This is a genomic window from Modestobacter sp. SSW1-42, from assembly GCF_046635825.1.
GTDB lineage: Bacteria > Actinomycetota > Actinomycetes > Mycobacteriales > Geodermatophilaceae > Modestobacter.
Genome location: NZ_JBISCA010000004.1, coordinates 246,453 through 273,170 on the forward strand (window position 1 = coordinate 246,453; position 26,718 = coordinate 273,170).

The window sequence follows — 26,718 nt, forward strand, 5'->3', positions numbered from 1 at the left end:
GATGACCACCACCACGACGGAGCCGGCCACCGAGGCCGGTGACCCCGCGGCCCCTGCGGCACGCCGGAAGCGCGGCGGAGGCGGTGGCCTCGGCGGCTACCTCCTGGTCCGCTTCCTGCTGATCTTCCCGACGATCTTCATCCTGGTGACGACCGTCTTCTTCCTCATGCGGTCCACCGGCGACCCGATCACCGCCGCCCTCGGCGGCCGGCTGCCGGCCGACCAGCTCGCCCAGCGGATCAGCGAGGCCGGCTACGACCGCCCGCTGCTCAGCCAGTACTGGGACTACCTCGGCGGCATCCTGCGCGGCGACTTCGGCACCACGATCAGCGACCGCACGCCGGTCACCGACGTGCTGAAGACCTTCGGTGCGGCCACCCTCGAGCTGAGCGTCTACGCGTTGATCGTCGCCTTCATCGTCGGCATCCCGCTGGGCATGGTCGCGGCCTACTTCCGCGACCGCACTCCCGACGCGCTGCTGCGGGTGTTCGCGATCCTCTGCTATGCCACGCCGGTCTTCTTCGCCGGCCTGCTGCTCAAGCTGGTGTTCTCCGTCTGGCTGGACTGGCTGCCGGTCGCCGGCCGCGCCTCCACCGGGGCCGAGATCCAGATGCAGCGGCTGGACAGCCCCACGAACATCGCGATCATCGACGCCCTCCGCACCGGCGACGGCGAGGTCGTCGGCGACGTCCTCCAGCATGCCGTCCTGCCCGCGATCGCGCTGGGGCTGCTCACCGCCGGGGTCTTCCTGCGGCTGGTGCGCACCAACGTCATCGGCACCCTGGGCACCGGGTACGTCGAGGCGGCCCGATCGCGCGGGGTCAGCGAGTCACGGCTGCTGCGCAAGCACGCCTACCGGCCCGCGCTCATCCCGATCATCACCGTCATCGGCCTGCAGATCGCCCTGCTGCTCGTCGGCGCCGTCCTCACCGAGACCACGTTCGAGTGGAAGGGCCTGGGCTTCCAGCTGGCCGAGTACCTGCAGGCGCGCGACTTCGTCGCCGTCCAGGGGATCGTCGCCCTGCTCGCCGTCATCGTCGCCGTCACGAACTTCATCGTCGACGTCATCGCCGCGCTCATCGACCCCCGAGTGAGGTACTGAGATGGCCACCGCCACCACCCCGCGCACCGGACGACGTCGCACCTGGCGCCAGCTGCCGGTCGTCTCGCAGCTCCGGCAGAGCGTCGGCCTCCAGCGCGGCATGCTCGTCGCCGGCCTGGTGCTGATGGGCGTCTTCGTCGTCACGGCCGTGTTCGCCCCGCTGCTGGCCCCCTACGAATACGGGCAGCTGCGCGACGCCGACGGCCCGTTCGGCGCCCAGGCCGCCCCCTCGGGTGACCACCTGCTCGGCACCACCGTCGGTGGCTACGACGTGCTCTCCCGGGTGATCTGGGGCTCACGCACCGCCCTGTACGTGATCGTCGTCGCGGTCCTGCTGTCGATCGTCATCGGCGTGCTGCTCGGCCTGGTGTCCGGCTACTTCGGTGGCTGGCTCGACCGCGTGCTGGTGGTCGTCGCCGACGCCGTCTACGCCTTCCCGACCCTGCTGCTGGCCATCGTCGTGGCGATCGTGATCAGCGGCGGGCAGTCGAGCATGTGGGGCGGCATCTTCGCCGCCGCCATCTCGATCACCGTGGTGTTCATCCCGCAGTACTTCCGGGTGGTGCGCGCTGAGACGGTGCGGGTCAAGTCCGAGGCGTTCGTCGAATCCGCCCGGGTGATCGGCGCCAGCAACTGGCGGATCATGACCCGCCACGTGCTGCGCAACGCCACCCGCACGCTGCCGCTGATCCTCACCCTCAACGCCTCCGAGGCGATCCTGACCCTCGCCGGGCTGGGCTTCCTCGGCTTCGGCATCGAGCCGACCAAGGCCGCCGAGTGGGGCTTCGACCTCAACCGGTCGCTGTCCGACGTCACCAGCGGTATCTGGTGGACCTCGGTCTTCCCGGGTGCGGCCATCGTGCTCACCGTGCTCGGCCTGACCCTGGTCGGGGAGAGCCTCAACGACCTCGCCGACCCCCGGCTGCGCAGCCGCCGCAAGGCCGCCGACACCACGCCCCCGCCGGCCGGCATCGTCGAGCCCGGCGGCGCCGTCGTCGCCACGGAAGGACAGCTGAAGTGAGCCACGCACAGGGGACGGACGAGCGGGGCACGGGCACCGTCGTCGACATCAAGGACCTGCAGATCTCCTTCGCCACCGACTCCGGGACGGTGGACGCCGTCACCGGCGTCACGCTGGAGGTGCGGGCCGGCGAGGTACTGGCCATCGTGGGGGAGAGCGGCAGCGGCAAGACCGTCACCGCGCGCAGCATCCTCGGGTTGCTCCCGGAGACCGCGCGGGTGCGCGGCGCCGTGGTGCTGTCCAGCAAGGACGGCGGGTCCTCCCAGGACGTCGTCCCGTTGCGCGGCGCGGCGCTGCGTGACGTGCGCGGCGAGGACGCCGCCATGGTCTTCCAGGAGCCGTCCACCTCGCTCAACCCGGTCTACCCCGTGGGCTGGCAGATCATCGAGGGGCTGCGCGCCCACGGGAAGCTCAGCAAGAGGGAGGCGCGGGCCAAGGCGGTCGACGTGCTGCGCCGGGTCGGCATCCCCGACCCCGAGGAGCGGATCGACCACTACCCGCACCAGTTCTCCGGCGGGCAGAAGCAGCGCATCGTCATCGCCCAGGCGCTCGTGCTCGACCCCGGCGTCATCATCGCCGACGAGCCGACCACCGCCCTCGACGTCACGGTGCAGGCCGAGATCCTCGAGCTGCTCCGCCGCTGCCGCGACGACTTCGGCGCCGCGATCGTGCTGATCACCCACAACATGGGCGTCGTCGCCGACCTGGCCGACCGGGTCGCGGTCATGTACCAGGGCGAGATCGTCGAGCAGGCCGACGTCCGCACCCTGTTCAGCGCCCCGGCGGATCCTTACACGCAGCGGCTGCTGGCGGCCGTCCCGCGGCTGGGGCAGGGCGTCGAGCTCACCCGGCAACGCGCGGCGCGCCGCGCGCCAGGATGGGCCGAGGCCGCGCCCGTGGTCGAGGCCCGCGACCTGCAGATCGTCTACCCGGGCCGGTTCCGGCGTCCGGACTTCACCGCGGTGGACGGCGTCAGCTTCGCCATCCGCCCGGGCGAGGTGCTCGGACTGGTGGGGGAGAGCGGCAGCGGCAAGACCACCATCGGCCGTGCCATGGCCGGACTGACCAAGGTCACCGGCGGGTCGCTGCAGGTGCTGGGCGCGGAGATGAACGGCTTCAAGGAGCGCGCGTTCCGGCCGGTGCGCGAGCGGATCGGCTTCGTCTTCCAGGACCCGGCGTCCAGCTTCAACCCGCTGCTCACCATCGCCGACGCGGTCGCCGAGCCCCTGGTCGTGCACAAGCGGGCGGACGACGCCCGGGACGCCCGGGCCCGGGTCGACGAGCTGCTGGAGGCGGTGCAGCTGCCGCGGGCCTTCGGGGACCGGTTCCCGCACGAGCTCTCCGGCGGGCAGCGCCAGCGGGCGAGCCTGGCCCGGGCCCTGGCGCTGCAGCCCGAGTTGCTCATCGCCGACGAGCCGACCTCGGCCCTCGACGTCTCGGTGCAGGCCCGGGTGCTCGAGCTGTTCGACGAGCTGCAGAAGAACCTCGGCTTCGCGGCGCTCTTCATCAGCCACGACCTCGCCGTGGTCGACCTGCTCGCCGACCGGATCGCCGTCCTCTACCGGGGGCGACTGGTCGAGGAGGGCACGGGCGCCGAGGTGCTGGGGGCGCCGCAGCACCCGTACACGCAACGGCTGCTGGCCTCGCTGCCGGTGCCCGACCCCGACGAGCAGGCCCGTCGCCGCGACACCTGGAACGCCCTCAGCGCGCAGGGCTGACGATCGGGGCCCTCTTCCGCGGGAGGGGCCCCGATCACTCCACGACGACGTCCGGGCCCTCGCGGTGGGCGCGGCGCACGCGCAGGCGCGCCACCTGCCCGAGGAGCTTGACCAGACCGGAGTAGCCCGGCGTCGGGCCGTGGTAGCCGAGGAAGCCGCGCGGCCCGGACACCATCTCGCCGGTGTGCAGGTCGTAGCGGGCCTGGTGCCACGGGCAGACCAGGCAGCCGTCGGCGTCCACGCTGCCCTGGGACAGGTCGGCCAGCTGGTGCCGGCAGCGGCGGGAGACCGCGGTGAGCCGGCCGTCGGCGTTGGCCACCGCCCACGGGCCGGCTGGGCGGACCGCGCCGGGGGGGAGCTCGGCGGCGGGGACGCGCTGGGGCTTCGGCACGGGTGCCTCCTGGTCTCGGTGGGAGCCCCCCTCCTACCCGGCGCAGGTACGGTCAGACGCCGATCGGTCGTGGACAACGGAACGCGGGCGCCGGGTCATGATCGCGCCTGCGGGCGCGTGATCGGCGACGATGGGCGCATGTCCCGCCTCGCCCGACTGCTCGCCGTCCTGCTCGCGCTGGCCGCCGCCCTGCTGATGACCGGCACCGCGCACGCCGAGCAGCCCGTCCGGCTCACCCAGCCGGTGACCGACCCGGCCGGGGTGGTGGGCGACACCGCGGCGGCGGAGGACGCGATCGAGCGGCTGCGCGCCCAGGAGGGCATCCGCCTCTACGCCGTCTTCGTCGACACCTTCGACGGCCTCGACCGGCAGGACTGGGCCGACGCGACCGCCGAGACGTCCGGCCTGGGGGCCGACGGCGTCGTCTTCGCGGTGGCCGTCGACCCCTCGGTCCGGTCGTACGCGGTCTCGCTCGACCAGCGGTCGCCGATCTCCGACGCGCAGCTGCGGGACGTGCTGGGCTCCGACGTGCAGCCCGCGCTGGAGAGCAGCGACTGGTCCGGTGCGGTGGTGGCGCTGGCCGACGGGCTCGCCGGCGGCGGCGGCTCGGCCACGGGCACCGGCTCGGCCGGTGCCAGCAGCAGCGGGGGCGGCGGCGGGGGAGCGGCGCTCGCCGTCGTCGCCGGCGTCGCGGTGGTCGGCGGCGGTGGGTACCTGCTCGTGCGCAACCGGCGCCGGCGCAGCGCCACCGCCGCGCAGGAGACCGCGGCCGCCCGGGCCGCCGACCCGTTCCCCGACGAGACGACCGAGCAGCTCACCTTCCGCGCCAGCGGCGCGCTGCTGGACCTCGACGAGGCGGCGCGCACGTCGTCGGTCGAGCTCGACCTCGCCCGCGCCCAGTACGGCGACGAGCCGGTGGCGGGCTTCGCCGAGGCGCTGGCCCAGTCGCAGACCGAGCTGCAGCAGGCGTTCGCGCTGCGCCAGCAGCTGGACGACGAGGTCCCGGAGGACGAGCCGACCACGCGCCGCATGCTGGCCGAGATCCTGCGGCTGACCGGCGCGGCCGACGCGCGGCTCGACGCCCAGGCCGAGGCCTTCGACCGGCTGCGCGACCTGGAGCGGAACGCCCCGCAGGCGCTGGACCAGCTCGCCCCGCAGGTCGGTGCTCTCGAGCAGCGGTTGCCGCAAGAGGAGCGCCGGCTGGCCGACCTGCGCAGCCGGTACGCCGACAGCGCCCTCGCCCCGGTGGCCGGCAACGTCGACCAGGCGCGCGCCCTGCTGGCCGCCGCCGGCGCCGAGATCGACGACGCCCGCGGCCAGCTGTCGGCCGGCACCCCCGGCATGGCGGTGGCCTCGCTGCGCACCGCCGAGGACGCCGTCGCCCAGACCGGCACCCTGCTCGACGCCATCGGCCGACTGGCCGCCGACCTCGACGCGGCGCCGGGCCGGCTGGCCACGGTCCGGGCGGAGACCCAGCAGGACCTCGCCGAGGCGCGCAGCCTGCTCGCCGGCCAGGGTGTGGACAGCGGCGAGCTGCCCGGGCTGGTCGCCCGCGCCGAGGCGGCGCTGGCCGCGGCCGACGCCGCGCCGGCCGGTCAGCGTTACGACCCGCTGGCCACGCTGCGGCAGCTCGAGGAGGCCGACATCGCGCTGGACCGGGCGCTGGGCACCGCCCGGGACGCCGCCACCCGCGCCCGCCGGGCCGCCGCCGCACTCGACCAGACGCTGCTCACCGCCCGGTCGGCGATCGACGCCGCGGGTGACTTCATCAGCACCCGGCGCGGCGCCGTCGGCCCGGAGGCCCGCACCCGGCTCGCCGAGGCCCAGCGCCGGCTGGACGCGGCCGTCACCGCCGGGCCGGCGGATCCGGAGGCCGCACTGGCCGAGGCCCAGCAGGCGGCCACGCTGGCCCAGCACGCGCTCGACCTGGCCCGCAGCGACGTCGACCAGTGGTCCGGTGGCGGGTACGGCGGCGGGCCCGGCTACGCGCCCGGTCCGGTGCAGCCCGGCTACGGCGGGCGCCCCGGGGTCGACCTGGGCAGCCTGGTCCTCGGCGGCATCCTGCTCGGCGGCGGGGGTCGCGGACGCGGGGGTGGCTTCAGCGGTGGCGGGTTCGGCGGCGGTGGCTTCGGCGGCGGTGGGTTCGGCGGCGGCGGCCTGGGTGGCGGCTTCGGCGGTGGAGGCGGCCGCCGGGGCTCCAGCGGCGGCTTCGGCGGCTCGGGCAGCCGTGGTCGGCGGGGCGCCGGCGGGGGCTTCTGACCCGGCCGGTCGCGAACCGATGGCGGGAGGGCTGGGGCGGGCCGGGCCGGTCGCCAGCCGCGATCGAAGAGTTCCGGAACTCTGTCTTGCCATCGGCGGCTTCCCGGGAGAAGCTGTGACCGCTCCCACACCCCTTCATCACGGGGATGCCACGACAGTGATGTGAGAGCGCTCCCACTGGGCGATGCGGCCCGTGGGTCCCCCGACGACAGGACGACGATGTTCTCGAATCACCTCTCGCGCAGGCGCGCCACGATCCTGGCCGTCTCGGCCGCCGTGGCGGTCGGCCAGCTGGCGATGAGCTCGCCGGCCTCGGCCAAGCCCGCCCCGACCCCGGCGCCCTCGCTCACCGCACCCGAGGCGGCCGTCCTCCCGGCCGACACGCGCTTCTACACCCCGCGACCCGACCCGGGCGCGCAGCAGCAGATCGCCGACCTCCAGAGGCAGGGGCGGTCGACTGACGCCGCCCTGATCGAGGCCGTGATCGAGACCCCGCAGGCGGTCTGGTTCACCGGCGGGACCCCGAAGGAGGTCCAGAAGGAGGTGCACCGCACGGTGACCCAGGCGCGTGCGCACAAGACCGTGCCGACGCTGGTCGCCTACAACGTGCCCGGCCGGGACTGCTCGCAGTACTCCTCCGGTGGAGCTGCGGACGATGCGGCCTACCGCGCCTGGGCCGACGGCTTCGCCGCCGGGCTGGCCAAGGCCGGCACCGTGACCGTGGTCATCGAGCCGGACGGGCTCCCGCTGATGCCCGGCGACTGTCCGGAGGGCACCTACGACGGTCAGTTCGTGCCGACCGACGAGGGTCGGCTGGCGGACATCAGGTACATCGGGGAGGCCATCGAGCGGGTGAACCCCGCCGCATTGGTCTACCTGGACGCCGGGCACACCGGCTGGCACAACGTCGCGAGCATCGCCGACCGACTGCAGGACGCCGGTGTCGAGCAGTTCCAGGGCTTCTCGCTGAACACCTCGAACTACCAGTACACGGCCAACCTGACGCAGTACGGCACCTGGATCTCCCAGTGCCTCGCGGTCCTGCCGGACGACTACACGCACGAGGTGGACCCGGACCCCTGCCCGAACCAGTACTGGAACGGCGGCCCGGCCAACGGCTACCAGGGTGTGGCGCTCGACCCCATGCTGGAGTGGAGCGACACCGCCACCGACCCGGCGGCCAACACCCTGGGCATCAACCAGCGGTTCGACGCACTGCTGGGTGACACCGTGCCGACCGAGCACTTCGTGATCGACACCAGCCGCAACGGGCAGGGCCCGTGGGAGCCGGCCGCGGATGCTGGCTACCCGGACCCGCAGACCTGGTGCAACCCGCCCGCCCGCGGTCTGGGTGCCCGCCCGCAGGCCCAGCCCGACGCCGACTTCCCGCTGCTGGACGCCTACCTCTGGGTGAAGACCCCGGGGCAGTCCGACGGTGAGTGCAACCGCGGGATCACCGGCAGCACCACCGACCCGGAGTGGGGCGGCATCACCGATCCCGCCGCCGGTGCCTGGTTCCCCGAGCAGGCCCTCGAGCTTGCCCAGCTGGCGGTGCCTGCCCTGCGCTGACCGCCAGCACCACCACCGAACGGCCCGGGGCGCCGCGTCACGACGACGCGGCGCCCCGGCGCGTCGAGGCCCGCCACCGCCGGGCGGCCGAGTCGGCCAGCAGCAGGAAGGCCTGGGCCTCGGGGGAGTGCCCGGGCCGGTCGAAGTGCGGCGCGGCGCTGGCGCCAGTGACCCGGCCGAGCTCGTCGAGCCGCTCGACCACCGAGCCCAGCAGCGACTCGCCCAGCTCACCGTCGGCGGCGGGCAGCCAGCCCTCGGCCGCGCCGGTCAGCGCGGCGTAGGCGACCATCGCGGCCACGTTCGTGTCCGCCGGGCCGTCCGGGTCGTCGAGGACGTCGCCGAAGAGCCCGTCGGGACGGCGGAGCGGGCGGCAGGCGGCCAGCAGCGCGCGCACCTCCGCGGCCAGCTCGGCGCCGGGAGCGCCCGGCAGCCGGTGCACCGCCCGGGCCGCGCCGGCCACCACCCAGCCGTTGCCGGTGCCCCAGGCGCGGGGGTCGGCCAGCCTGCCTGCGTCCTCGTCCCAGCGGGCCGCCCACAGCCCGGTGGCCCGGTCCCGCAGCCGCGACCGGTGGCCGCGGAACTGGGCCAGCGCCACGGCCGGCTCGCCCACGGCGACCAGGAACGGCACGACCATGAACACGCTGTCGGCCCACACCTGCCGGGAGCCGGTCAGGTGGAACAGCGTGCCGTCACCGGCGCGCGGTGCCCCGGTCAGCAGCCAGTCGCGCTGGCGCCCGGTGGCCGCGGCCAGGCCCGGGTCGCCGGTGCGCCCGGCGAGCAGTGCGACCAGCTCGCCGACCGCCCCGCTGTTCACCGCGCAGGCCGGGTCCAGCTCGGCCAGCCGGCCGTCGGGCAGCTGCCGGGCGACGGCGTCGTCGGCCAGCACGCGCAGCAGGTCCACCGCGCCGGCGTCCTCCAGTGCGGCGGCCGTGACCCCCTGGTCCCAGGAGTGGCGCTGCATCGTCAGCAGACACGACAGCACCCGCTGCCGGACGACGTCGTCCAGCAGCGGGTGCGGTGTGCCTCGGGACATGCTCAGAACGGGATCTCGGCGCCGTCCTTGAAGAACCGGCCGGTCACCGAGGCGGGCTCGGCGAGCAGCGCCAGGGCGCCGGCCGCGCTCTCCTCGACCGTGCCCGGCGCCTCGTCGCCGCCCAGGTCGGTCCTGACCCAGCCCGGGTCGAGCCCGTTGACGGCGACCTCGCCGCGGAGCTGGGCGGCCTGCACGATGATCAGCCCGTTGAGCGCGTACTTGCTCACCCGGTAGCTGGCGATGCCCGGCTCGGCGGCGCCGCTGATCGTGCCGGCGCCCGAGCCCACGTGCACGACCCGCGGCTCGGTGCCCGCCCGCAGCGCGGGGAGCAGCGCGACCACCAGCCGGTGCGGCGCCAGCAGGTTGACCTCGAGGGTCGCCTCCAGCGTGCCGGCCGGCTCGTCCTCGAACCGCTCGGCGTGCGACAGCATCACGCCGGCGTTGCTGAACAGGACGTCGAGGGCGCCCCAGCGCTGCGCCACCTCGGCGGCCAGCCGGGCGGGGGTGCCCGCGTCGGTCAGGTCGGCCACCACCGGGACGAAGGTGCCCGGCCCGCTGACCTCGGCGGCCACCTCGTCCAGCAGCGCGGCGTCCCGGGCGGTGCCCAGGACGTCGGCGCCGGCGGCGACCAGCCGCCGGGCCACCGCCCGGCCGACGCCCCGCGAGGCGCCGGTGAGCAGGACCCGGCGGCCGGTCAGGTCGACCTCCGTCACGCGCCGGCCTTGTGCTGGCGGATGACCTCGGCGTAGGCGTGCGCGCTGTCCTTGGGGGTGCGGACCTGGGTCTCGTAGTCCACGTGCACGATGCCGAAGCGCTGCGCGTACCCGCGGGCCCACTCGTAGTTGTCCAGCAGCGACCAGGCGAAGTAGCCGCGGACGTCGGCGCCGGCCTCGATCGCGGTGGCCATCGCCGCGAGGTGGCTGTGCAGGTAGTCGACCCGCTGCTGGTCGTGCACCACGCCGTCCTCGGCGACCTCGTCCGGCCACGCCGAGCCGTTCTCGGTGATGTACAGCGGCAGGCCCGGGGCGATCTCGGTGACCCGGCCGAGCAGCTCGGTGAAGCTCTCGGGGTTCAGGCTCCAGCCCATGGTCGTGGTCGGGCCGTCCTGCTTCTCCTCGCGCACGTCCTCGCAGCCGATGAACGTCGAGGGGCTCTTCGGCTCGTGGCCGCCGCTGACGACCGCCGCGTAGTAGTAGTTGATGCCCAGCCAGTCGATCGGGGTGTTGATGACCTCGAGGTCACCGTCCTGGACGGGCAGCGGCGCGCCGGCGGCGGCGAGGTCCTCGACGACGTCGGCCGGGTACTCGCCGGTGACGATGGGCGTGATGAACATGCGGTTCATCTGGCCGTCCTGCCGGCGGGCGGCGTCCACGTCGACGGCGGACTCGCTGGCCGCGTACATCGGCGTGAAGTTCAGCGTGATGCCCAGGTGGTCCGCGCCCTTGTCGCGCAGCACCCGGGTGGCCAGGCCGTGGCCGAGGAGCAGGTGGTGCACGGCCTTGGCGGCCGCGGCGGAGTCGGTGCGGCCGGGGGCGTGCGCGTCGGCGTTGTAGCCCAGCAGCGAGCTGCACATCGGCTCGTTGAGCGTCGACCAGTGCGGCACCCGGTCGCCCAGGGCGTCGTAGACGATCCCGGCGTAGTCGGCGAAGTACTTCGCGGTGTCCCGGTTGGCCCAGCCGTCCTCGTCCTCGAGGGCCTGGGGGAGGTCCCAGTGGTACAGCGTCAGCCACGGCGCGATCCCGGCCTCCAGGATCGTGTCGACCAGCCGGCGGTAGAAGTCCAGCCCGCGCTGCTCGATCGCGCCCTTGCCGGCGGGGAGGATGCGCGGCCAGGAGACGGAGAACCGGTAGGTGTCGAGCCCCAGCTCCTTCATCAGGGCGACGTCCTGGGGGTAGCGGGTGTAGTGCTCGACCGCGACGTCACCGGTGTCGCCGTTGAAGGTCTTGCCCGGGGTGTGGCTGTAGGTGTCCCAGATCGACGGGCCGCGGCCGTCGACGTCGTAGGCGCCCTCGATCTGGTACGCCGCGGTGGCGGCGCCGAACTCGAAGCCGGGCGGGAGGACGAGCCCGGAGGTGGCGGGACGCACGTCGGTGGAGGTCATGGCTGGTGGTGCTCCTCGCTGGTGGGTCGGTGGTACGGCACGCCGGGGGTGGCCGTGCCGGAGTCGTGGAGGTGGGGTGGGGGTGGGGGTCGATGCGCGGCGGGGTCGGCGGACCGGACACCAGCAGACTGCCCTGCCGCGCGCCGTCCCACAGCTCGTGGTCGACGGGACGCGGCAGGGCGTGCCCGCGCGGGGTCAGCCCTTGACTGCGCCCTGCATGATGCCGCCGACGATCTGCTTGCCCAGGATCGTGAAGACGATGAGCACCGGGAGCGTGCCCAGCAGCGTGCCGGCCATGATCACCGACTGCTGCGGGATGTAGCCCGAGCCCAGCCCGGCCAGCGCCACCTGCACGGTGGGGTTGGCGGTGGTCAGCGCGATCAGGGGCCAGAAGAACTCGTTCCAGGCGGTGAGGAACGTCAGCATCGCCAGCACGGCCATGGCCGGACGGGCGATGGGGATGACGATCGACCAGAAGATCCGGAAGGTCGACGCACCGTCGACCTTGCCGGCCTCCAGCAGCTCGTTGGGCAGCGAGGAGATCAGGTACTGGCGCATGAAGAAGACGCCGAACGCGCTGACCAGGGTCGGGAAGATGACCGCCTGCAGCTGGTTCACCCACTGCAGGTCCGCCACCATCATGAACAGCGGGATCACCGAGAGCTGGGTGGGCACCATCATCGTGCCGATCACCAGGGCCAGCAGCACGCCCTGGCCCTTGAACTGCAGCTTGGCGAAGGCGAACCCGGCCAGGGTGCAGAACAGCACGGTCCCCACGGTGATGGACCCGGAGACGATGACCGAGTTCAGGATCGCCTTGCCGATGGGTGCCTGCTCCAGCGCCTGCCTGAAGTTCTCGAACAGGCTGGCGTTGGGCAGGAACGGTGGCGGGGTCGCCGCGATGTCGGCGTTGGTGTGCGAGCCGGCGACGACGGTCCAGTACAGCGGGAAGATCGAGATCAGCGCGACCAGGGTGAGCAGCGTGTACGCCACCGGTCCGGGCTTGCCGGCTCGCGCGCCCTTGCCGCCCTTGCGGGTGACCGGCCGGTCGACCGGCTGGACGGAGGTGGTCTGGGTGCCTGGGAGGGCGATGGTCATGTCGGCTCCTACCGCTCGGCCCGGTTGCGGAAGCGGACGATGGCCGCGTTGATCCCCACGATGAGCAAGATGATCATGAACATCATCCAGGCGGTGGTGGCCGCCTGGCCGATGTGGAAGTTGCTCCAGCCCTGCTGGTACATCAGCAGACCGAGCGTCTGGTACTGCCCCGAGGAACCGCCGGAGGTCGAGTTGGTGGCCCCGAACAGCAGCGGCTCGCCGAACAGCTGGACGGCGCCGATGGTGGACACGACGACGGTGAACAGGATCGTGGGCCGCAGTGACGGGATGGTCACGTGCAGGAACTGCTTCCACTTGTTGGCGCCGTCGATCTCGGCGGCCTCGTACAGCTCGCCGGGGATCGACTGCATGGCGGCCAGGTAGATCAGCGCGTTGTACCCGGTCCAGCGCCACGTGACGATCGCGGCGATGGCGACCTGGCTGCTGACGGTGCCGCTCTGCCAGTCGATGCGGTCCAGGCCCACGGCCTCCAGCAGGGTGTTGATCAGGCCGTAGTCGCGGCCGAAGAGCTGGGAGAAGACGAGGGTGGCGGCGGCGATGCTGGTCGCGTAGGGCATCAGCATCACGGTGCGGAAGAAGGTGCGGCCGCGGAGCTTGTAGTTCAGCAGGTGCGCCAGCCCGATGGCCATGCACAGCTGCGGCACCGTGGCCAGGATGCCGATCGTGAAGGTGTTCCGGAGGGCGTTCCAGAAGAACTCGCTCTGCAGCAGGTTGCGGTAGTTCTCCAGGCCGACCCACGTGCCGCCGTCGATGTTGGACAGGCTGGTGCGGTGCAGGGACACCCAGGCGGTGTAGATGAACGGGTAGAGGCTGAAGGCCCCGAAGACGAGGAAGAACGGGGCGACGTAGGCGTAACCCCAGCGGTTCTCGGTGAGGCTCCTCCGGCGTCTGCGCGGTGCGGGGCTCGGGGCGGTCGACTTGGTGGCGGCGCTGGCTCCGGAGAGCTTCGCCGGGGCCTGGCTGGCGATGGTCATGCAGGACCTCGGGGTCATCGGTGACGGGCGGACCTGGGAGCGGGCCGTGGCCGGGGGCCGCGGACGGCTGGGGTGGCAACCGGCGCGGTGCCCGGGAGCGCACAGGCTCCCGGGCACCGCTGTCCTGGTGCTCGGTCGGGCTTGCTCAGCCGCCGATGGCCTGCTGCGCGGCCTTGATCGCGTTGGCGAAGCCGGCGTCCGGTGCCGTCCCGTTCGAGGCGACGTCCGTCAGCGCGGTGGTGAACGCCTCCTGGATCTGCGTGTCGTACGGACCGATGGGGGTGCGCTTGATGGCCTCGGCGGACTCGCCGAAGATCTGCCCGGTCGGCGCGTTGTTGAAGTACTCGTTGGTGGCGTCGACGACGGCCGGGTCAGCGGCGGCCTGCGGGCTCGAGGGGAAGTGCGCCGCCTCGACGAAGGTCTTCACCTGCTGCTCGGGAGCGGTCAGCCACTCGGCGAGGTCCTTGGCGGCCTCGACGTTCTTGCCGTCCTTGGGGACCCCGAGGAACGACCCACCCCAGTTGCTGGCGCCCGAGCTCTCGGTGCCCGGGAGCGCCGCGACGTCCCACAGGCCGGTGCCCGCGTCGCCCAGCTGGGACTTGATGTAGCCCAGCATCCAGGCGGGGCAGGCGATGGTGGCGAAGGCGCCGTTGCTGAACGCGGCGTTCCACTCCTTGCCGAACTGCTCCAGGTTGGCGGTCAGCCCCTCGGAGGCGGCCGTGCTGGCGTAGCCCCAGGCCCGCTTGACGCCCTCGCTCTCCTCCGGGATGGGGTTGCCCTCGGCGTCGTTGTAGGCGGTCTCGCCCTGGTAGACCGAGGAGGAGAAGATGCTGGCCGGGCTGTCGAGGAACTTGTTGGTGGACGTGCCCTGGTACTGGCGGGCGACGTCGAGGTAGGCCTCCCACGTCGGCCACAGCTCGCTGACCTGGTCACGCTCGGTGGGCAGGCCGGCCTGCTGGAAGAGGTCCTTGCGGTAGCACATGGCCTGCGGGCCGGTGTCGGTGCCCAGGCCGATGGTCTTGCCGTCCTCGGTGGAGGCCTGGCCCCACTTCCAGTCGTAGAAGTTGCCCTTGAGCTCCTCGGCGTTCTCCTCGGCGGCGAAGTCGACGAACGCGTCGCCGTGGTTGCGCACGACGTCGGCGATGAAGCCGATCTCGAGGCCCTGGATGTCGTCGAGGCCGGAGCCGGCGGCGAGGCGGGTCTGCAGCGACTTGTAGTACTCGGCCGACTCGGTGATGTTGTTCTGCTTGATCGTGACGTTCGGGTGGAGCTTCATGTACTCGTCGTAGAGACCCGCGTTGTCGAGGTCCATCGTCCCGAAGGTGCCGACCGTCAGGGTGACGGGGGCGTTCGGGTCGTAGGCTGCCGCGTCGGCGGCGGCGTCGCCGTCCGAGCCGCCGCAGCCGGCGGTGAGCAGCACGGTGGCGAGTGCCGCTCCCAGCGCCGCCTTGCCCTTCGTGGAGTGGATCAACTCTGACCTCCTGGATGGCCCCGGGACGACGCTCCGATGCACCGTCCGCCGGGGGCGTGAGAACGCTCTCACGGCCGTGACGGAGAGAGTGGTCTGTGCCACAACTGGGTGTCAAGTAACAGTTCGGCAACGTGCCGGGACCTGGTGCGGCGGGGGTCGTGTGCCCACAATGGGAGACCGCCGCCCGACCCAGGAGCCCCGTGACCGGACCCAGCACGCGCGTCTCCTCGCCCACCCTGGACGAGGTCGCCGTCCTCGCAGGCGTCTCGCGAGCGACGGTCTCCCGGGTCGTCAACGACTCCCCGCGGGTCAGCCCCGAGGCGCGCGAGGCGGTCATGGCCGCGGTCGCGGCGCTCAGCTACGTCCCGAACCGGATGGCCCGCAGCCTGGTCACGCGGCGCACCGACACGATCGCGCTGGTGCTGTCCGAGCCCGACGCCCGGATCTTCTCCGACCCCTTCTTCGCCAGCATCGTGCGCGGGCTCAACAGCGCGCTGGCCAGCACGGACATCAACCTGGTGCTGCTCACCGCCCGCGACGGGCGGGAGCAGGAGAAGGCCGGCCGCTTCGTGCGCCAGGGGCACGTGGACGGCGTGATCCTGATGTCGCTGCACAGTCACGACGTGCTGCCCGACGAGCTGATCTCCGCCGGGATGCCGCTGGTGCTCTGTGGCCGGCCGCTGGACGACCGGCCCGTCGCCTGGGTCGACGCCGACAACGCCGGTGGCGCGCGGCTGGCCACCGAGCACCTGCTCGCCGAGGGGCGCCGCACGGTCGCGACCATCTCCGGCCCGCGGGACATGGTCGCCGGGCTCGACCGGCTGACCGGGTACCGGGACGCACTCGCCCACGCCGGGCTCGCCCCCGACCCGCGGCTGGTCGTGGAGGGCGACTTCACCGAGGCCGGCGGCGCCCGGGCGATGGAGGAGCTGCTGGCGCGGGCCCCCGAGCTGGACGGGGTCTTCGTCGCCTCCGACCCGATGGCGGTCGGGGCGCTGCGGGCCCTGCGCGCGGCCGGGCGGAGCGTCCCCGGCGACGTCGCGGTGGTGGGCTTCGACGACGCGCCGGTGGCCCTGCGCAGCGACCCGCCGCTCACCACGGTCACCCAGCCGCTGGAGGAGATGACCCAGGTGATGATCGAGCTGCTGCTCGCCCAGGTCGACCGCACGACCGACGGCGTCCAGACCCGGGTCTGCCCCACCCGGCTGGTCCGGCGCGCGTCGGCCTGAGGAAGGCCCCCCGCCCCGCCGAGGGGTCCGACCGGGGGTCCGTGTCGCCGAAACGCGGGGGACACACGCCGTGTCTAGGTTCGTCGCATGGCGGACCTCTTCGACGGCTACCCGCTCGGGCAGGTCTGGGACGAGATGTTCTCGGCCCCCGGGCAGCCCCGGACGCCGTACACCGGGCTGTTCAGCTCCCTGCAGCCGATGTCGGGCGAGGAGCTGGCCGCCCGCGCCGACGTCCTCTCCCAGACCTACCGCGACGCCGGGGTCACCTTCGCCCACGCCGGGGAGGAGCAGCCCTTCCCGCTGGACATCGTCCCGCGGGTGATCGGCCACGAGGAGTGGTCGCTCATCGAGCGCGGGGTCGCCCAGCGGGTGCGCGCGCTGGAGGCCTTCCTCGCCGACGTCTACGGCGCGGGCGAGGTGTTCGCCGACCGGGTCGTGCCGCGCAGCGTCGTCACCACCAGCGCGCACTTCCACCGGGCCGCGCACGGTCTGGTGCCGCCCAACGGCGTCCGGGTGCACGTCAGCGGCATCGACCTGGTGCGCGACGAGGCCGGTGACTTCCGCGTGCTCGAGGACAACCTGCGCTCGCCCTCGGGGGTCAGCTACGTCATCACCAACCGGGCGGCGATGAGCTCGGTGCTGCCGGAGCTGTTCGGCGACCACCGGGTCCAGCCGGTCGCGGAGTACCCCGGCCGGCTGCTCGCCGCGCTCAAGGCCTCCGCGCCCGTCGGCGTCGCCGACCCGACCGTCGTCCTGCTCACCCCCGGGGTCTACAACTCCGCGTACTTCGAGCACGCCCTGCTCGCCCGGCAGATGGGCGTCGAGCTGGTCGAGGGGCGCGACCTGGTGTGCTCCGGCGGTCAGGTCAGCATGCGGACGACGGACGGCCAGCAGCGCGTCGACGTCATCTACCGCCGCATCGACGACGAGTTCCTCGACCCGGTGCACTTCCGCTCGGACTCGGTGATCGGCTGCGCCGGGGTGGTCAACGCCGCCCGCGCCGGCCGGGTCACCATCGCCAACGCCGTGGGCAACGGGGTGGCCGACGACAAGCTGCTCTACACCTGGGTGCCCGACCTGATCCGCTACCACCTGGGCGAGGAGCCCATCCTGCAGAACGCCGACACCTACCGGCTCGACGAGCCCGACACCGTCGAGTGGGTGCTGTCCTGCCTCGACGAGCTGGTGCTCAAGCCGGTCGACGGGTCCGGCGGCAAGGGCATCGTCATCGGCCCGCGCGCCGACGAGCGCACGCTGGAGGAGCTGGCGGTCAAGGTGCGCGCCGCGCCGCGCGACTGGATCGCGCAGAAGCCGATCGGGCTGTCGACGTCCCCGACGCTGATCAACGGCCGGATCGCCCCGCGGCACGTCGACCTGCGGCCCTTCGCGGTCAACGACGGCACCGACGTGTGGGTGCTGCCCGGTGGCCTGACCCGGGTGGCGCTGCCGGAGGGGGAGCTGGTGGTCAACTCCAGCCAGGGCGGCGGGTCCAAGGACACCTGGGTGATCACCCCGCCGCGGCCGGCGGTCGAGCCCGAGCCCGGGCACGACGTCACCCGGATCGAGTTCACCACCGCCGACCTGCCCGCCGAACCGCCCGGCCAGGACCCCGGCCCGCCCAACGACAACGCCCTCGCCCAGTCCCAGCAGCAGCAGCAGACGAAGGACCCCGTCCTCCTCACCCCTCGCGAGCCCGTGGCGAGCGTCTGGACGGGGCCCAGGGACGTCGAGGGCAGGGGGTCCTCCCAGTGCTGAGCCGGATCGCGGAGTCGCTGTTCTGGATCGGCCGCTACGTGGAGCGGGCCGACGACACCGCGCGCATCCTCGACGTGCACACCCAGCGGCTGGTCGAGGACCCCTGGATCGACGAGCAGCGGGCCTGCGCCAACCTGCTCGCGCTGATGGGGTCGCCGTGCGAGCCGGCCGACGCCGACACCGAGCGGGTGCTGGCCACCCTCGCCTTCGACCGCACCAGCCCCAGCTCGATCACCGGCGCGCTGTCGGCGGCCCGGGAGAACGCCCGCGGTGCCCGCGAGGTGCTGTCGGCGGAGATCTGGGAGTCGCTCAACGTCACCCACAACGCCCTGCCCCAGCAGCGCACCATGGCCCGCCGGTACGGGCCGCACTCGCTGTTCCGGTTCGTGCGTGAGCGCTCGGCGATGGTGTTCGGTCTCGCCGACGCCACGATGAGCCGCGACGAGAGCTGGCTGTTCCTGATCCTCGGCCGGTCGCTGGAGCGGGTCGACATGACCTCGCGGATGCTCTCGACCCGCGTGCTCGCCGGGGACGCGGCGCCGTCCTGGACGCTGGTGCTGCGCTCCACCGGCGCCTACGAGCCCTACCTGCGCACCTACCGCGGCGCGGTGAACTCCAGCCGGGCCGCGGAGTTCCTGCTGCTGGACCGGCTGTTCCCGCGGTCGGTGTTCGCCGCGCTGGAGCAGGCCGAGGGCTGCCTGGCCGAGCTCGAGCGGGCCAACGTCCGCGAGGGCCACCGGATCGGGGTCGCCGGCGAGGCGCACCGGATCGTGGGCCGGGCCCGCACGATGCTGGAGTTCATGCAGACCGACGAGATCCTGGCGAAGCTGCCCACCCGCCTCGACGAGCTGCAGCGCACCTGCTCGGCGGCCAGCGAGGCGGTCACCAACCGGTTCTTCACCGAGCAGGCGCCCCAGATCTGGGTGCCGGAAGGCGCGGTGTGAGCGTGCACCAGTCGCAGGGCCAGGGCGGGCGCGGGCAGTCCCAGACGCACGGCGTCCAGTCGCACATGCAGCAGGCGTCGCCGCTCCGCGCGCCGGGGGAGCGCTGGCGGCTGCAGATCGTGCACCGCAGCGCCTTCCGGTACGGCGGGCCGGTGCGGTCGTCCTACAACGAGGCGCGGATGACGCCGGAGAACAGCACCCGGCAGACGACGCTGCGCTCGCGGGTGGAGATCGAGCCCGGGGCCAGCGTGCACGCCTACCGCGACTACTGGGGCTCCACGGTCACCGCCTTCGACACCCACGGCCCGCACACCGAGCTGGTGGTGCAGGCGACGTCGGTGGTCGAGGCCGGGCCCGAGGCGCCCGTCGCCGACCCGGTCGACTGGGCCGGGCTGACCGTGCCCGACGTCCTCGACTCCTTCGGTGAGTTCCTGCGCCCGACGCCGCTGACCGCGATGGACGCCTCCGTCGTCACGGCCGTGCGGGAGGTCGTCGGTGACGCCGGGCCGCGGGAGGCCGCGCACCGGGTGTGCGGCTTCGTGCACGAGCACCTGGAGTACCTGACCGGCGCGACCAACGTGAAGTCCACCGCCATGCAGGCCTGGGCGACGGGCGCCGGTGTCTGCCAGGACATCTCGCACGTCTCGGTGGGGCTGCTCCGTGCCCTGGGCGTGCCGGCGCGCTACGTCTCCGGCTACCTGCACCCCCGGCGGGACGCCGCGATCGGGCAGTCGGTCACCGGCGAGAGCCACGCCTGGGTCGAGTGGTGGGACGGCGGGTGGTCCGGCTACGACCCGACCAACTCCGTGGAGATCGGCCCGCGGCACGTCACGCTGGCCCGCGGCCGCGACTACTCCGACGTCCCGCCGCTGAAGGGGATCTTCTCCGGCCCGAAGAGCGAGGGGTCCAAGGTCACCGTCGAGGTGACCCGGCTCGCCTAGGGCCGGTCGACGTCCGGCTCGAGGTTGCGCAGCGGGACGCCGACGGTGTCGGCGGGCGGCGTCATCGCGGGCAGGTGCTCGGTGCGGTCGGTCAGGCGCTCGTGCCACCAGCCGGCCGACCGCTGCAGCCACGCGTCACCGAGGTCGGTGAGCCGGCCGTCGCTGTGCAGCGCCGGCCAGCCGAGCGCCGTCTGCACGCCCAGCGCCATCACCGCGACCTTGGTGGCGACCCGGCGCCGGCGGTGCGCGGGGTGCACGTAGACCTGCCCGATCACGCCGGTGCGCCGGGTCCACCGCAGCGCGCCCACCTGGTCGCCCCAGCCGGTCGTGGTCGGGTCCAGCCGGCTGCGGTCGACGACGGCGCCGTCGGGGAAGGCCGTGCTGGAGAACGCGACCAGGTCGACCTGGTCGCCCTCGCCGGCGGGGAGGACCACCGCCCACAGGTGCGGGGCTCCTGGCGCGGCGGCCGGGGAGACCAGCACGCGGGACGGGGGGCGGCCGGTCACGGGGAGCTGCGCCTCCAGCTGCCAGCCGGCCGGCCGGGTGGCCGGGCCGGGCAGCTCGACCACCGTCCCGTCGGGGAAGTCGGGGCCCACGGTGCCGACGAGCACCGCCCCGCCCTCCGGCGCCGGGTACCGGGCGAACCAGATCGCCGCCCGGGCCGGTCCGGCGCCGGAGGTGGTCATGCGGTGCGACGCCGGCGGACCAGGCCGATCGCGGCGGCGCCGGCCAGGACCAGCGCCCCGCCGGTCGCGGCCATCGGCAGCACCTCGGTGCCGGTGTGGGCCAGGCCCGGGCCGGCCGCCGGGGCCGTCACCGCGAAGCTGGCCACGGCCTCGATGCCGCTGCTCAGGCCGGTCATGGTCACCGAGTGGGTGCCGGTCTCCAGTCCCGCCGGGACGGTGAAGGTGAAGGTGGCGACGCCGGCGGCGTCGGCCACGACGGTGCCCAGGTCGACCGGGGTCGAGCGCAGGACGCCCCGGACCACCTCGAACGGCTGGAAACCACCGAGCGAGATCGTCTGCGTGGCGCCGGGGGCGAGGGCCGCCTCGGCCACGACGCGGACGGCCGGCGGCGGGGTGGTCGCCGGAGCGCTGGTGGTCGGCGCGGGCGCGGGCGCGGGCGCCGGCGCCGGGGCCGGGGCCGGGGCGGGGGTGGTCGGCGTCGGCAGGGCCGGGCCCACTGCGCCGCCGACCTCGGCGAGGACGGGCGTGTCCCGCTCGGCGACGGTCTTCGCGATGGGGACCTCGAGGTCGACGGGCGCCGGGTCGAAGTCCGTCCCACCCGGGCCGCCGGTCTGCGCGACGCGGTAGTCGCCGGCCGGGAAGTGGTCGGGGAAGGTCGCGATGCCCCGGGCGTCGGTGGTCGAGGTCGCCAGGGGCTCGTCGCTCTCCTCGACCGGCGTCCCCGGCTCGCCGTCCGGGTCGGCCGCGATGATGATCGGACCGGTCGGGAGCCCGGGCCCGGGCTCGGGCTGTGCGAACAGCTCGAAGGTCGCACCCTCCAGGGAGCCGCTGCCGGTGAGGGCGACGCCGAGCGTGCGGTGGCCGCCGGGGGCGCTCAGCTCGACGCTGAGGGGTGCCCCCTCGATCCCGGCCGGGCCGGTGCGCCCGGAGACGCTGGCAGCCACGTCGGGGAGGACCACGTCCCCGCTGGTGGGTGGGGACACGAGGGAGACCGTGAAGTCCGTGTCGGGACCCAGGGACACCCAGTTGCCCAGCCCCTGGGCGGTCCCCTCGGGGTTGCAGCCCTGCCAGTGGTCCAGCACGCAGGTGAGGTCCGCCGCCGGAGCCGAGCCGGTGGCCGCCGCCTCCACACGGATCCGGGCGCCGACCGCGTCGACGCGGGCCGGTCCGCGGTCGTCACTCGCGGTGAGCTCCACGTGCAGCTTCCCGGTCCCGTAGTGCCCCCCGTCGGCGGCGGCGGCGGTGGTCGGCGCGACCGGGGGGAGGACCTCCGGGACGACCTCCTCGGTCGCCTCGGCGGGGGCCGTGGTGGGGGGCGTGGTGGGGGACTCGGGGGCCGCGGTCTCCTCGGCCAGGGCGGCGGGCGCCAGACCGGCGGACAGCGCCAGCAGACCCATCGTCACGGCTGCGGTCCGTCGGGCGGTCGGCTTGGAGAGATCGGCCAACGAAGGGCGGGTCATGGCGACACCTCATGTCGTCTTCCGCCGTCGGTCGGCGGGATCGAGGCGAGATGTTGCTCCCGGGCCTCGTCAAGCACCCGAGGGCGTCGGGCGTGTCGCACCGCGGAACGAGGAAGTACGCGTCACGCGGGACCGGTGGTGCCCGCGGGGCGGGGGAGGTGCACGGGGCGCGGCGCCGGGCCGTGGGATGCTGGTCGGCGATGAGCGCTCCGCTGAACCTGGTCAACATCGAGCGGGTGCACAAGGCACACGGCACGACCGTCATCCTCGACGACGTCTCCCTGGGCATCGCCGCCGGTGAGCGCATCGGCGTGGTCGGTCGCAACGGCGGGGGCAAGTCCACGCTGCTGGGCGTGCTCACCGGCACGCAGGAACCCGACTCCGGCCGGGTCACCCGCCGCGGCGACCTCGCGATGGGCGTGCTGGACCAGACCGGCACGCTGCCCGCCGGCACCACGGTGCGTGACGTCGTCCTCCCGACCTCCCGGTTCGCCCACGAGCACGAGTGGGCCGCCGACCCCGCCGTCCGCTCGGTGCTGACGGGGCTGGAGCTGGACCGGATGGGGCTGGACTCCCCGGTCGCCCCGATGTCCGGCGGTGAGCGGCGCCGCGTCGCGCTGGCCGCCCAGCTGATCCGCCCGCTCGACCTGCTCGTGCTCGACGAGCCCACCAACCACCTCGACGTCGAGGGCGTCGCGTGGCTGGCCGGCTACGTCAAGGCCCGGGCCGGTGGTCTGGTGGTGGTCACCCACGACCGCTGGTTCCTCGACGAGGTCTCCACGACCACGTGGGAGGTCGCCGACGGCCAGGTGCACGCCTACGAGGGCGGCTACTCCGCCTACACGCTGGCCCGCGCCGAGCGCGCCCGCATCGCCTCGGTCACCGAGGACCGCCGGATGAACCTCGTCCGCAAGGAGCTGGCCTGGCTGCGCCGTGGCCCGCCGGCCCGCACCAGCAAGCCGAAGTTCCGGATCGAGGCCGCCCAGGCGCTGATCGCCGACGAGCCCCCGGCCCGGGACAAGATGTCGCTGGCCAACTTCGCCGCCAAGCGGCTGGGCAAGACCGTGTACGACGTCGAGGACGTCACCTTCACCGTCCGCGGCCGCGGCGCGGTGGACGACGCCGACGACCCGGCCGGTCCCGCGCAGGCCGACGCCCCGGCGGAGCGCACCCTCTTCCGCGACCTGACCTGGCACGTCGGCCCGGGCGACCGGATCGGCATCGTCGGGGTCAACGGCGCGGGCAAGACGTCGCTGTTGAAGATGCTGGTCGGTGAGACGAAGCCCGACTCCGGGGAGATCGTCACCGGCCAGACGGTGTCCGCCGCCTACCTGTCCCAGCACGTCACCGAGCTGGACCGGAAGCAGCGGGTGCTCGAGGCGGTGCAGGACGTCGCCCGGATCGCCAAGATCGGCAACCAGGAGATCTCGGCGTCGACGCTGGCCGAGCGCTTCGGCTTCGCCGCCAACCGGCAGTGGACGCCGGTGGGCGACCTCTCCGGTGGCGAGCGGCGGCGGCTGCAGCTGCTCCGGCTGCTGATGGCCGAGCCGAACGTGCTGATCCTCGACGAGCCGACCAACGACCTGGACATCGACACCCTCACCGCGCTGGAGGACCTGCTCGACGGGTTCCCCGGCACGGTGCTGGTGGTCAGCCACGACCGGTACTTCGTCGACCGGGTCTGCGACACGGTCGTGGCCCTGATGGGCGACGGGTCGCTGGCACAGCTGCCCGGGGGCGTCGAGGAGTACCTGCGGCGGCGGGCGGCCGGTGAGGCGACGCTGCCCGGTGCCTCGACCGCGGCGGTGGGGAGCTCGTCGAAGCCGGCGGTCAGCGCGGCCGACGCGCGGGCGGCGCGCAAGGAGGTCTCCCGGCTGGAGCGCCGGATGCTCAAGCTGGACGGTGACGAGAAGAAGCTGCACCAGCAGCTGGCCGACGCCGCCACCGACTTCGCCCGGGCCGCCGAGCTGGACGCCCAGCTGCGTGCGGTGCAGGCCGAGAAGGAGCAGGTCGAGGACGACTGGCTCGCCGCGACCGAGATCGCCGAGGGGTGACCGGCTGGCGACGGTGCCCCCGCGCGGGGACCATCGCCCCATGACCGCGCCCGCGCCGCCCGCCTCCCGCGGGCGCCGCGGGCGGTGGCGGCGGCCCGGCGGTCTGGCGGTCAGCAGCGCGCTGGTCGCCACGCTGCTCGTGGGGCCGGTCGTCTGCCTCGGGGAGTCGGCGCCGGCCCGGGCGTCCGAGGTGGCCGCGCCGGTCCCGCGCGAGCTGCGGGAGTTCGTGGGCACCTGGGTCCCGCCGGTACGGGTCGACGCGCCCGCCCTGCTCGCCCAGGTGGCCGCCGCGGCCGGACCGGCGGAGGCGAGCGTGGAGGTCGTGGTGCTCGACGCCGCCGGGCGGACCCTGCTCGCGACCCCCACCGCCGACCGGCCGGTCCTCTCCGCCTCCCTGGTCAAGGTCCTCGTCGCCCAGCAGCTGCTGGCCCGCGAGGCCGCCGGCGTGGTCGAGCTGGGCCCCTCCGACGTCCCCCGGCTCGAGCGGGCGGTCACCGCGTCCGACGACCCCGCGACGAGCCAGCTGTGGGACCTCCACGACGGGGCGGCGCTGGTGACGTCCGCCGCGGCGTCGTTCGGGCTCACCGGCACGGCACCCCCGGACCGGGCGGGGCAGTGGGGGGAGTCCGTCACCACGGCCGCCGACGTGGCCCGGTTCCTGGCCGCACTCGCCGAGGACCCGGGGGCGCCGGGCGCGGCGGCCGTCCTGGACTGGATGCGGGCGGCGACCCCGGTCGCCGCCGACGGGTTCGACCAGCGCTTCGGCCTGCTCGCCGGCGGGACGCCGCCCGGGACCGCAGTCAAGCAGGGCTGGATGTGCTGCGTGGCCGGCCAGCGCCAGCTGCACTCCGCGGGGGTCCTGCCCGACGGCCGGGTGGTCGTCGTCCTCGCCGAGGCCCCGACCGCGACGTCCTGGGCGGCGCTGGTCCGGGCGGTCGACGAGGCCACCGCGGCGCTGGTGGCCGGCACGGCCGCTTGAGGCCGTGCCGGCCGACGGTCAGCGCTCGGCGCGGTTGACGGCCGAGACGATGGCGCGCAGCGAGGCGGTGAGGATGTTCTCGTCGATGCCGACGCCCCACAGCACCCGCTCGCCCACGGCGCACTCCACGTAGGAGGCGGCCCGGGCGTCGCCGCCGGCGGCCAGGGCGTGCTCGGCGTAGTCGAGCACCCGGACGTCGACGTCCACGCTGCGCAGTGCGTCGACGAAGGCCGCGATGGGGCCGTTGCCGCGGCCGGCCACGGTCACCGGCACCCCGCGGTCGACCAGCTCGACGCTGATCTGGTCCGGGCCGTTGCCCGAGGCGGTGTGCTCGTGCCCGGCGAGGGAGAACCGGCCCCAGGGTGCGGCCGCGTCGGGCAGGTACTCGGAGGAGAACGCCGTCCACATCTGCGCGGCGGTCACCTCGCCGCCCTCGTTCTCGGTGTGCCGCTGGACGACCGCGCTGAACTCGATCTGCAGCCGGCGGGGCAGGTCGAGGGAGTTCTCGGTCTTCATGATGTAGGCGACGCCGCCCTTGCCCGACTGGCTGTTCACCCGGATCACGGCCTCGTAGCTGCGGCCGACGTCCTTGGGGTCGATCGGCAGGTACGGCACCGCCCACGGGATGTCGTCCACCCCGACGCCGGCGGCCGCGGCGTCGGCCTTCATCGCCGCGAAGCCCTTGTTGATCGCGTCCTGGTGGCTGCCGGAGAAGGCGGTGTAGACCAGGTCGCCGCCGTAGGGGTGCCGCTCGTGCACGCCCAGCTGGTTGCAGTGCTCGACGGTGCGGCGGATCTCGTCGATGTCGGAGAAGTCGATCTGCGGGTCGATGCCCTGGCTGAACAGGTTCAGCCCCAGCGTGATCAGGTCGACGTTGCCGGTGCGCTCGCCGTTGCCGAACAGGCAGCCCTCGATGCGGTCGGCGCCGGCCCGGTAGCCCAGCTCGGCCGCGGCGACGGCGGTGCCGCGGTCGTTGTGCGGGTGCAGGGAGAGCACGACGGAGTCGCGGCGGGCCAGGTGGCGGTGCATGTACTCGATCTGGTCGGCGTAGACGGTCGGCTCGGCCATCTCCACCGTCGCCGGCAGGTTCAGGATGACCGGCTTGTCCGGCGTCGGCTCCCACACGTCGGTGACGGCGTTGCAGACCTCGACGGCGAAGTCGAGCTCGGTGCCGGTGAAGGACTCGGGGGAGTACTCGTAGCGGATCTCGGTGTCGCCGGCCTGCTCGGCCAGCTTGCGCACCAGCTGCGCGCCGTGGACGGCGATGTCGATGATGCCGGCGCGGTCGGCGTTGAACACGACCCGGCGCTGCAGCGTCGACGTCGAGTTGTAAAGGTGCACGATCGCCTGCTTGGCGCCGCGCAGCGACTCGTAGGTGCGCTCGATCAGCTCGTCGCGGGCCTGGGTCAGCACCTGCACGGTCACGTCGTCGGGGATCAGGTCCTCGTCGATCAGCAGCCGGATGAAGTCGAAGTCGGTCTGGCTGGCGGCCGGGAAGCCGACCTCGATCTCCTTGTAGCCCATCCGCACCAGCAGCTCGAACATGCGGCGCTTGCGGTCGGGGGTCATCGGGTCGATCAGCGCCTGGTTGCCGTCGCGCAGGTCGACCGCGCACCAGCGCGGGGCGACGGTGGTCACCTTCTCCGGCCAGGTGCGGTCGGGCAGCGGCACCGGCGTGAACGGCGCGTACTTGCCGATCGGCATCGGCGAGGGGCGCTGGGGGTTGCGGGCGTGCGGGTGGGACTCGTTCATGGGGGGCTCCTCTGGCGGGCTGCGAACAGCTCCTGGTGCGGTCAGCCAGCGCCCGGGGACGCGCGATCACCGCGGCGAGGGAGCCGACCTAGGAGAGGGCCTCGCCGCGGCTGATAAGCAGGAGGCTGCCGCGCATGCGGTCACGGTAGCAGCGGGGCGC

At 73.8% G+C, this 26,718-nt stretch carries 21 protein-coding genes; 11 read left to right on the forward strand and 10 right to left on the reverse strand.

Annotation, left to right across the window (positions count from 1 at the left end):
• Nucleotide 1 precedes the first annotated feature (1 nt).
• The 3 genes from ACGBYP_RS15490 to ACGBYP_RS15500 are packed head-to-tail and all read left to right on the forward strand — an operon-like array spanning nt 2 to nt 3,841.
• Entirely contained in the window at nt 2–1,102 is a 1,101-nt protein-coding gene (locus ACGBYP_RS15490; RefSeq protein ID WP_411585540.1) for an ABC transporter permease, read from the forward strand.
• A gap of 1 nt (nt 1,103) precedes the next feature.
• Nucleotides 1,104–2,123: an ABC transporter permease gene (locus tag ACGBYP_RS15495; RefSeq protein ID WP_411585541.1), complete on the forward strand. Its 1,020-nt coding sequence runs from the start codon at nt 1,104–1,106 to the stop codon at nt 2,121–2,123.
• Nucleotides 2,120–3,841, forward strand: a complete 1,722-nt coding sequence (locus tag ACGBYP_RS15500) for a dipeptide ABC transporter ATP-binding protein (RefSeq protein WP_411585543.1) — start codon at nt 2,120–2,122, stop codon at nt 3,839–3,841. The genes ACGBYP_RS15495 and ACGBYP_RS15500 overlap by 4 nt, the downstream gene beginning before the upstream one ends.
• A gap of 34 nt (nt 3,842–3,875) precedes the next feature.
• Here ACGBYP_RS15500 and ACGBYP_RS15505 read toward each other — a convergent pair whose 3' ends face one another.
• Entirely contained in the window at nt 3,876–4,232 is a 357-nt protein-coding gene (locus ACGBYP_RS15505; RefSeq protein ID WP_411585544.1) for a Rieske (2Fe-2S) protein, read from the reverse strand.
• 138 nt (nt 4,233–4,370) lie between these two features.
• On the opposite strand from ACGBYP_RS15505, the gene ACGBYP_RS15510 reads away from it, so the two are divergent.
• Nucleotides 4,371–6,491 (forward strand): TPM domain-containing protein, encoded by a 2,121-nt coding sequence (locus ACGBYP_RS15510; RefSeq protein ID WP_411585545.1) that lies wholly within the window; start codon nt 4,371–4,373, stop codon nt 6,489–6,491.
• 219 nt (nt 6,492–6,710) lie between these two features.
• The gene (locus ACGBYP_RS15515; RefSeq protein WP_411585546.1) at nt 6,711–8,060 is read left to right on the forward strand and encodes a glycoside hydrolase family 6 protein; all 1,350 of its coding nucleotides are present in this window, start codon (nt 6,711–6,713) and stop codon (nt 8,058–8,060) included.
• Between the two features lie 37 nt (nt 8,061–8,097).
• On the opposite strand, the gene ACGBYP_RS15520 is transcribed toward ACGBYP_RS15515, so the two are convergent.
• The 6 genes from ACGBYP_RS15520 to ACGBYP_RS15545 all read right to left on the reverse strand — a co-directional run bounded on the left by ACGBYP_RS15520 (nt 8,098) and on the right by ACGBYP_RS15545 (nt 14,758).
• Nucleotides 8,098–9,093, reverse strand: coding sequence for a glycoside hydrolase family 88 protein (locus ACGBYP_RS15520; protein WP_411585547.1), 996 nt, complete (start codon nt 9,091–9,093; stop codon nt 8,098–8,100).
• Between the two features lie 2 nt (nt 9,094–9,095).
• Entirely contained in the window at nt 9,096–9,806 is a 711-nt protein-coding gene (locus ACGBYP_RS15525) for an SDR family NAD(P)-dependent oxidoreductase (protein WP_411585548.1), read from the reverse strand.
• Nucleotides 9,803–11,194, reverse strand: a complete 1,392-nt coding sequence (locus tag ACGBYP_RS15530; RefSeq protein WP_411585549.1) for a GH1 family beta-glucosidase — start codon at nt 11,192–11,194, stop codon at nt 9,803–9,805. The genes ACGBYP_RS15525 and ACGBYP_RS15530 overlap by 4 nt, the downstream gene beginning before the upstream one ends.
• Nucleotides 11,195–11,389: 195 nt before the next feature.
• Nucleotides 11,390–12,292 (reverse strand): carbohydrate ABC transporter permease, encoded by a 903-nt coding sequence (locus ACGBYP_RS15535; protein ID WP_411585550.1) that lies wholly within the window; start codon nt 12,290–12,292, stop codon nt 11,390–11,392.
• Between the two features lie 8 nt (nt 12,293–12,300).
• Complete coding sequence (locus ACGBYP_RS15540; RefSeq protein WP_411585551.1) at nt 12,301–13,287, reverse strand: carbohydrate ABC transporter permease; 987 nt, start codon at nt 13,285–13,287, stop codon at nt 12,301–12,303.
• Nucleotides 13,288–13,432: 145 nt separating this feature from the next.
• The gene (locus tag ACGBYP_RS15545) at nt 13,433–14,758 is read right to left on the reverse strand and encodes an ABC transporter substrate-binding protein (protein WP_411585552.1); all 1,326 of its coding nucleotides are present in this window, start codon (nt 14,756–14,758) and stop codon (nt 13,433–13,435) included.
• Between the two features lie 200 nt (nt 14,759–14,958).
• Between ACGBYP_RS15545 and ACGBYP_RS15550 the strand changes: the two genes are divergently transcribed.
• The 4 genes from ACGBYP_RS15550 to ACGBYP_RS15565 all read left to right on the forward strand — a co-directional run bounded on the left by ACGBYP_RS15550 (nt 14,959) and on the right by ACGBYP_RS15565 (nt 19,627).
• Nucleotides 14,959–15,987: a LacI family DNA-binding transcriptional regulator gene (locus tag ACGBYP_RS15550; protein WP_411585553.1), complete on the forward strand. Its 1,029-nt coding sequence runs from the start codon at nt 14,959–14,961 to the stop codon at nt 15,985–15,987.
• An 87-nt stretch (nt 15,988–16,074) separates the two neighbouring features.
• Nucleotides 16,075–17,742 carry a circularly permuted type 2 ATP-grasp protein gene (locus ACGBYP_RS15555; RefSeq protein WP_411585555.1) on the forward strand — a complete coding sequence of 556 codons (1,668 nt, stop codon included), beginning with the start codon at nt 16,075–16,077 and terminating at the stop codon, nt 17,740–17,742.
• Complete coding sequence (locus ACGBYP_RS15560; RefSeq protein WP_411585557.1) at nt 17,736–18,686, forward strand: alpha-E domain-containing protein; 951 nt, start codon at nt 17,736–17,738, stop codon at nt 18,684–18,686. The genes ACGBYP_RS15555 and ACGBYP_RS15560 overlap by 7 nt, the downstream gene beginning before the upstream one ends.
• 2 nt (nt 18,687–18,688) lie before the next feature.
• Nucleotides 18,689–19,627 (forward strand): transglutaminase family protein, encoded by a 939-nt coding sequence (locus ACGBYP_RS15565; protein ID WP_411585558.1) that lies wholly within the window; start codon nt 18,689–18,691, stop codon nt 19,625–19,627.
• Here ACGBYP_RS15565 and ACGBYP_RS15570 read toward each other — a convergent pair.
• Together ACGBYP_RS15570 and ACGBYP_RS15575 are read right to left on the reverse strand one after the other, a co-directional pair.
• Nucleotides 19,624–20,313, reverse strand: coding sequence for a hypothetical protein (locus ACGBYP_RS15570; RefSeq protein ID WP_411585560.1), 690 nt, complete (start codon nt 20,311–20,313; stop codon nt 19,624–19,626). The genes ACGBYP_RS15565 and ACGBYP_RS15570 overlap by 4 nt on opposite strands.
• Nucleotides 20,310–21,716, reverse strand: a complete 1,407-nt coding sequence (locus ACGBYP_RS15575; RefSeq protein WP_411585561.1) for a hypothetical protein — start codon at nt 21,714–21,716, stop codon at nt 20,310–20,312. Before ACGBYP_RS15575 ends, ACGBYP_RS15570 begins: the two co-directional genes overlap by 4 nt.
• Before the next feature lie 257 nt (nt 21,717–21,973).
• Here ACGBYP_RS15575 and ACGBYP_RS15580 point away from each other — a divergent pair, with 257 nt between their 5' ends.
• Both ACGBYP_RS15580 and ACGBYP_RS15585 read left to right on the forward strand, forming a co-directional pair.
• The gene (locus ACGBYP_RS15580) at nt 21,974–23,827 is read left to right on the forward strand and encodes an ABC-F family ATP-binding cassette domain-containing protein (RefSeq protein WP_411585562.1); all 1,854 of its coding nucleotides are present in this window, start codon (nt 21,974–21,976) and stop codon (nt 23,825–23,827) included.
• Nucleotides 23,828–23,867: 40 nt separating this feature from the next.
• Nucleotides 23,868–24,806 carry a serine hydrolase gene (locus ACGBYP_RS15585; RefSeq protein ID WP_411585563.1) on the forward strand — a complete coding sequence of 313 codons (939 nt, stop codon included), beginning with the start codon at nt 23,868–23,870 and terminating at the stop codon, nt 24,804–24,806.
• A gap of 18 nt (nt 24,807–24,824) precedes the next feature.
• Here the strand turns inward: ACGBYP_RS15585 and leuA are convergent, their stop codons facing one another.
• Nucleotides 24,825–26,558, reverse strand: coding sequence for a 2-isopropylmalate synthase (leuA, locus tag ACGBYP_RS15590; protein ID WP_411585565.1), 1,734 nt, complete (start codon nt 26,556–26,558; stop codon nt 24,825–24,827).
• Nucleotides 26,559–26,718 lie beyond the last annotated feature (160 nt).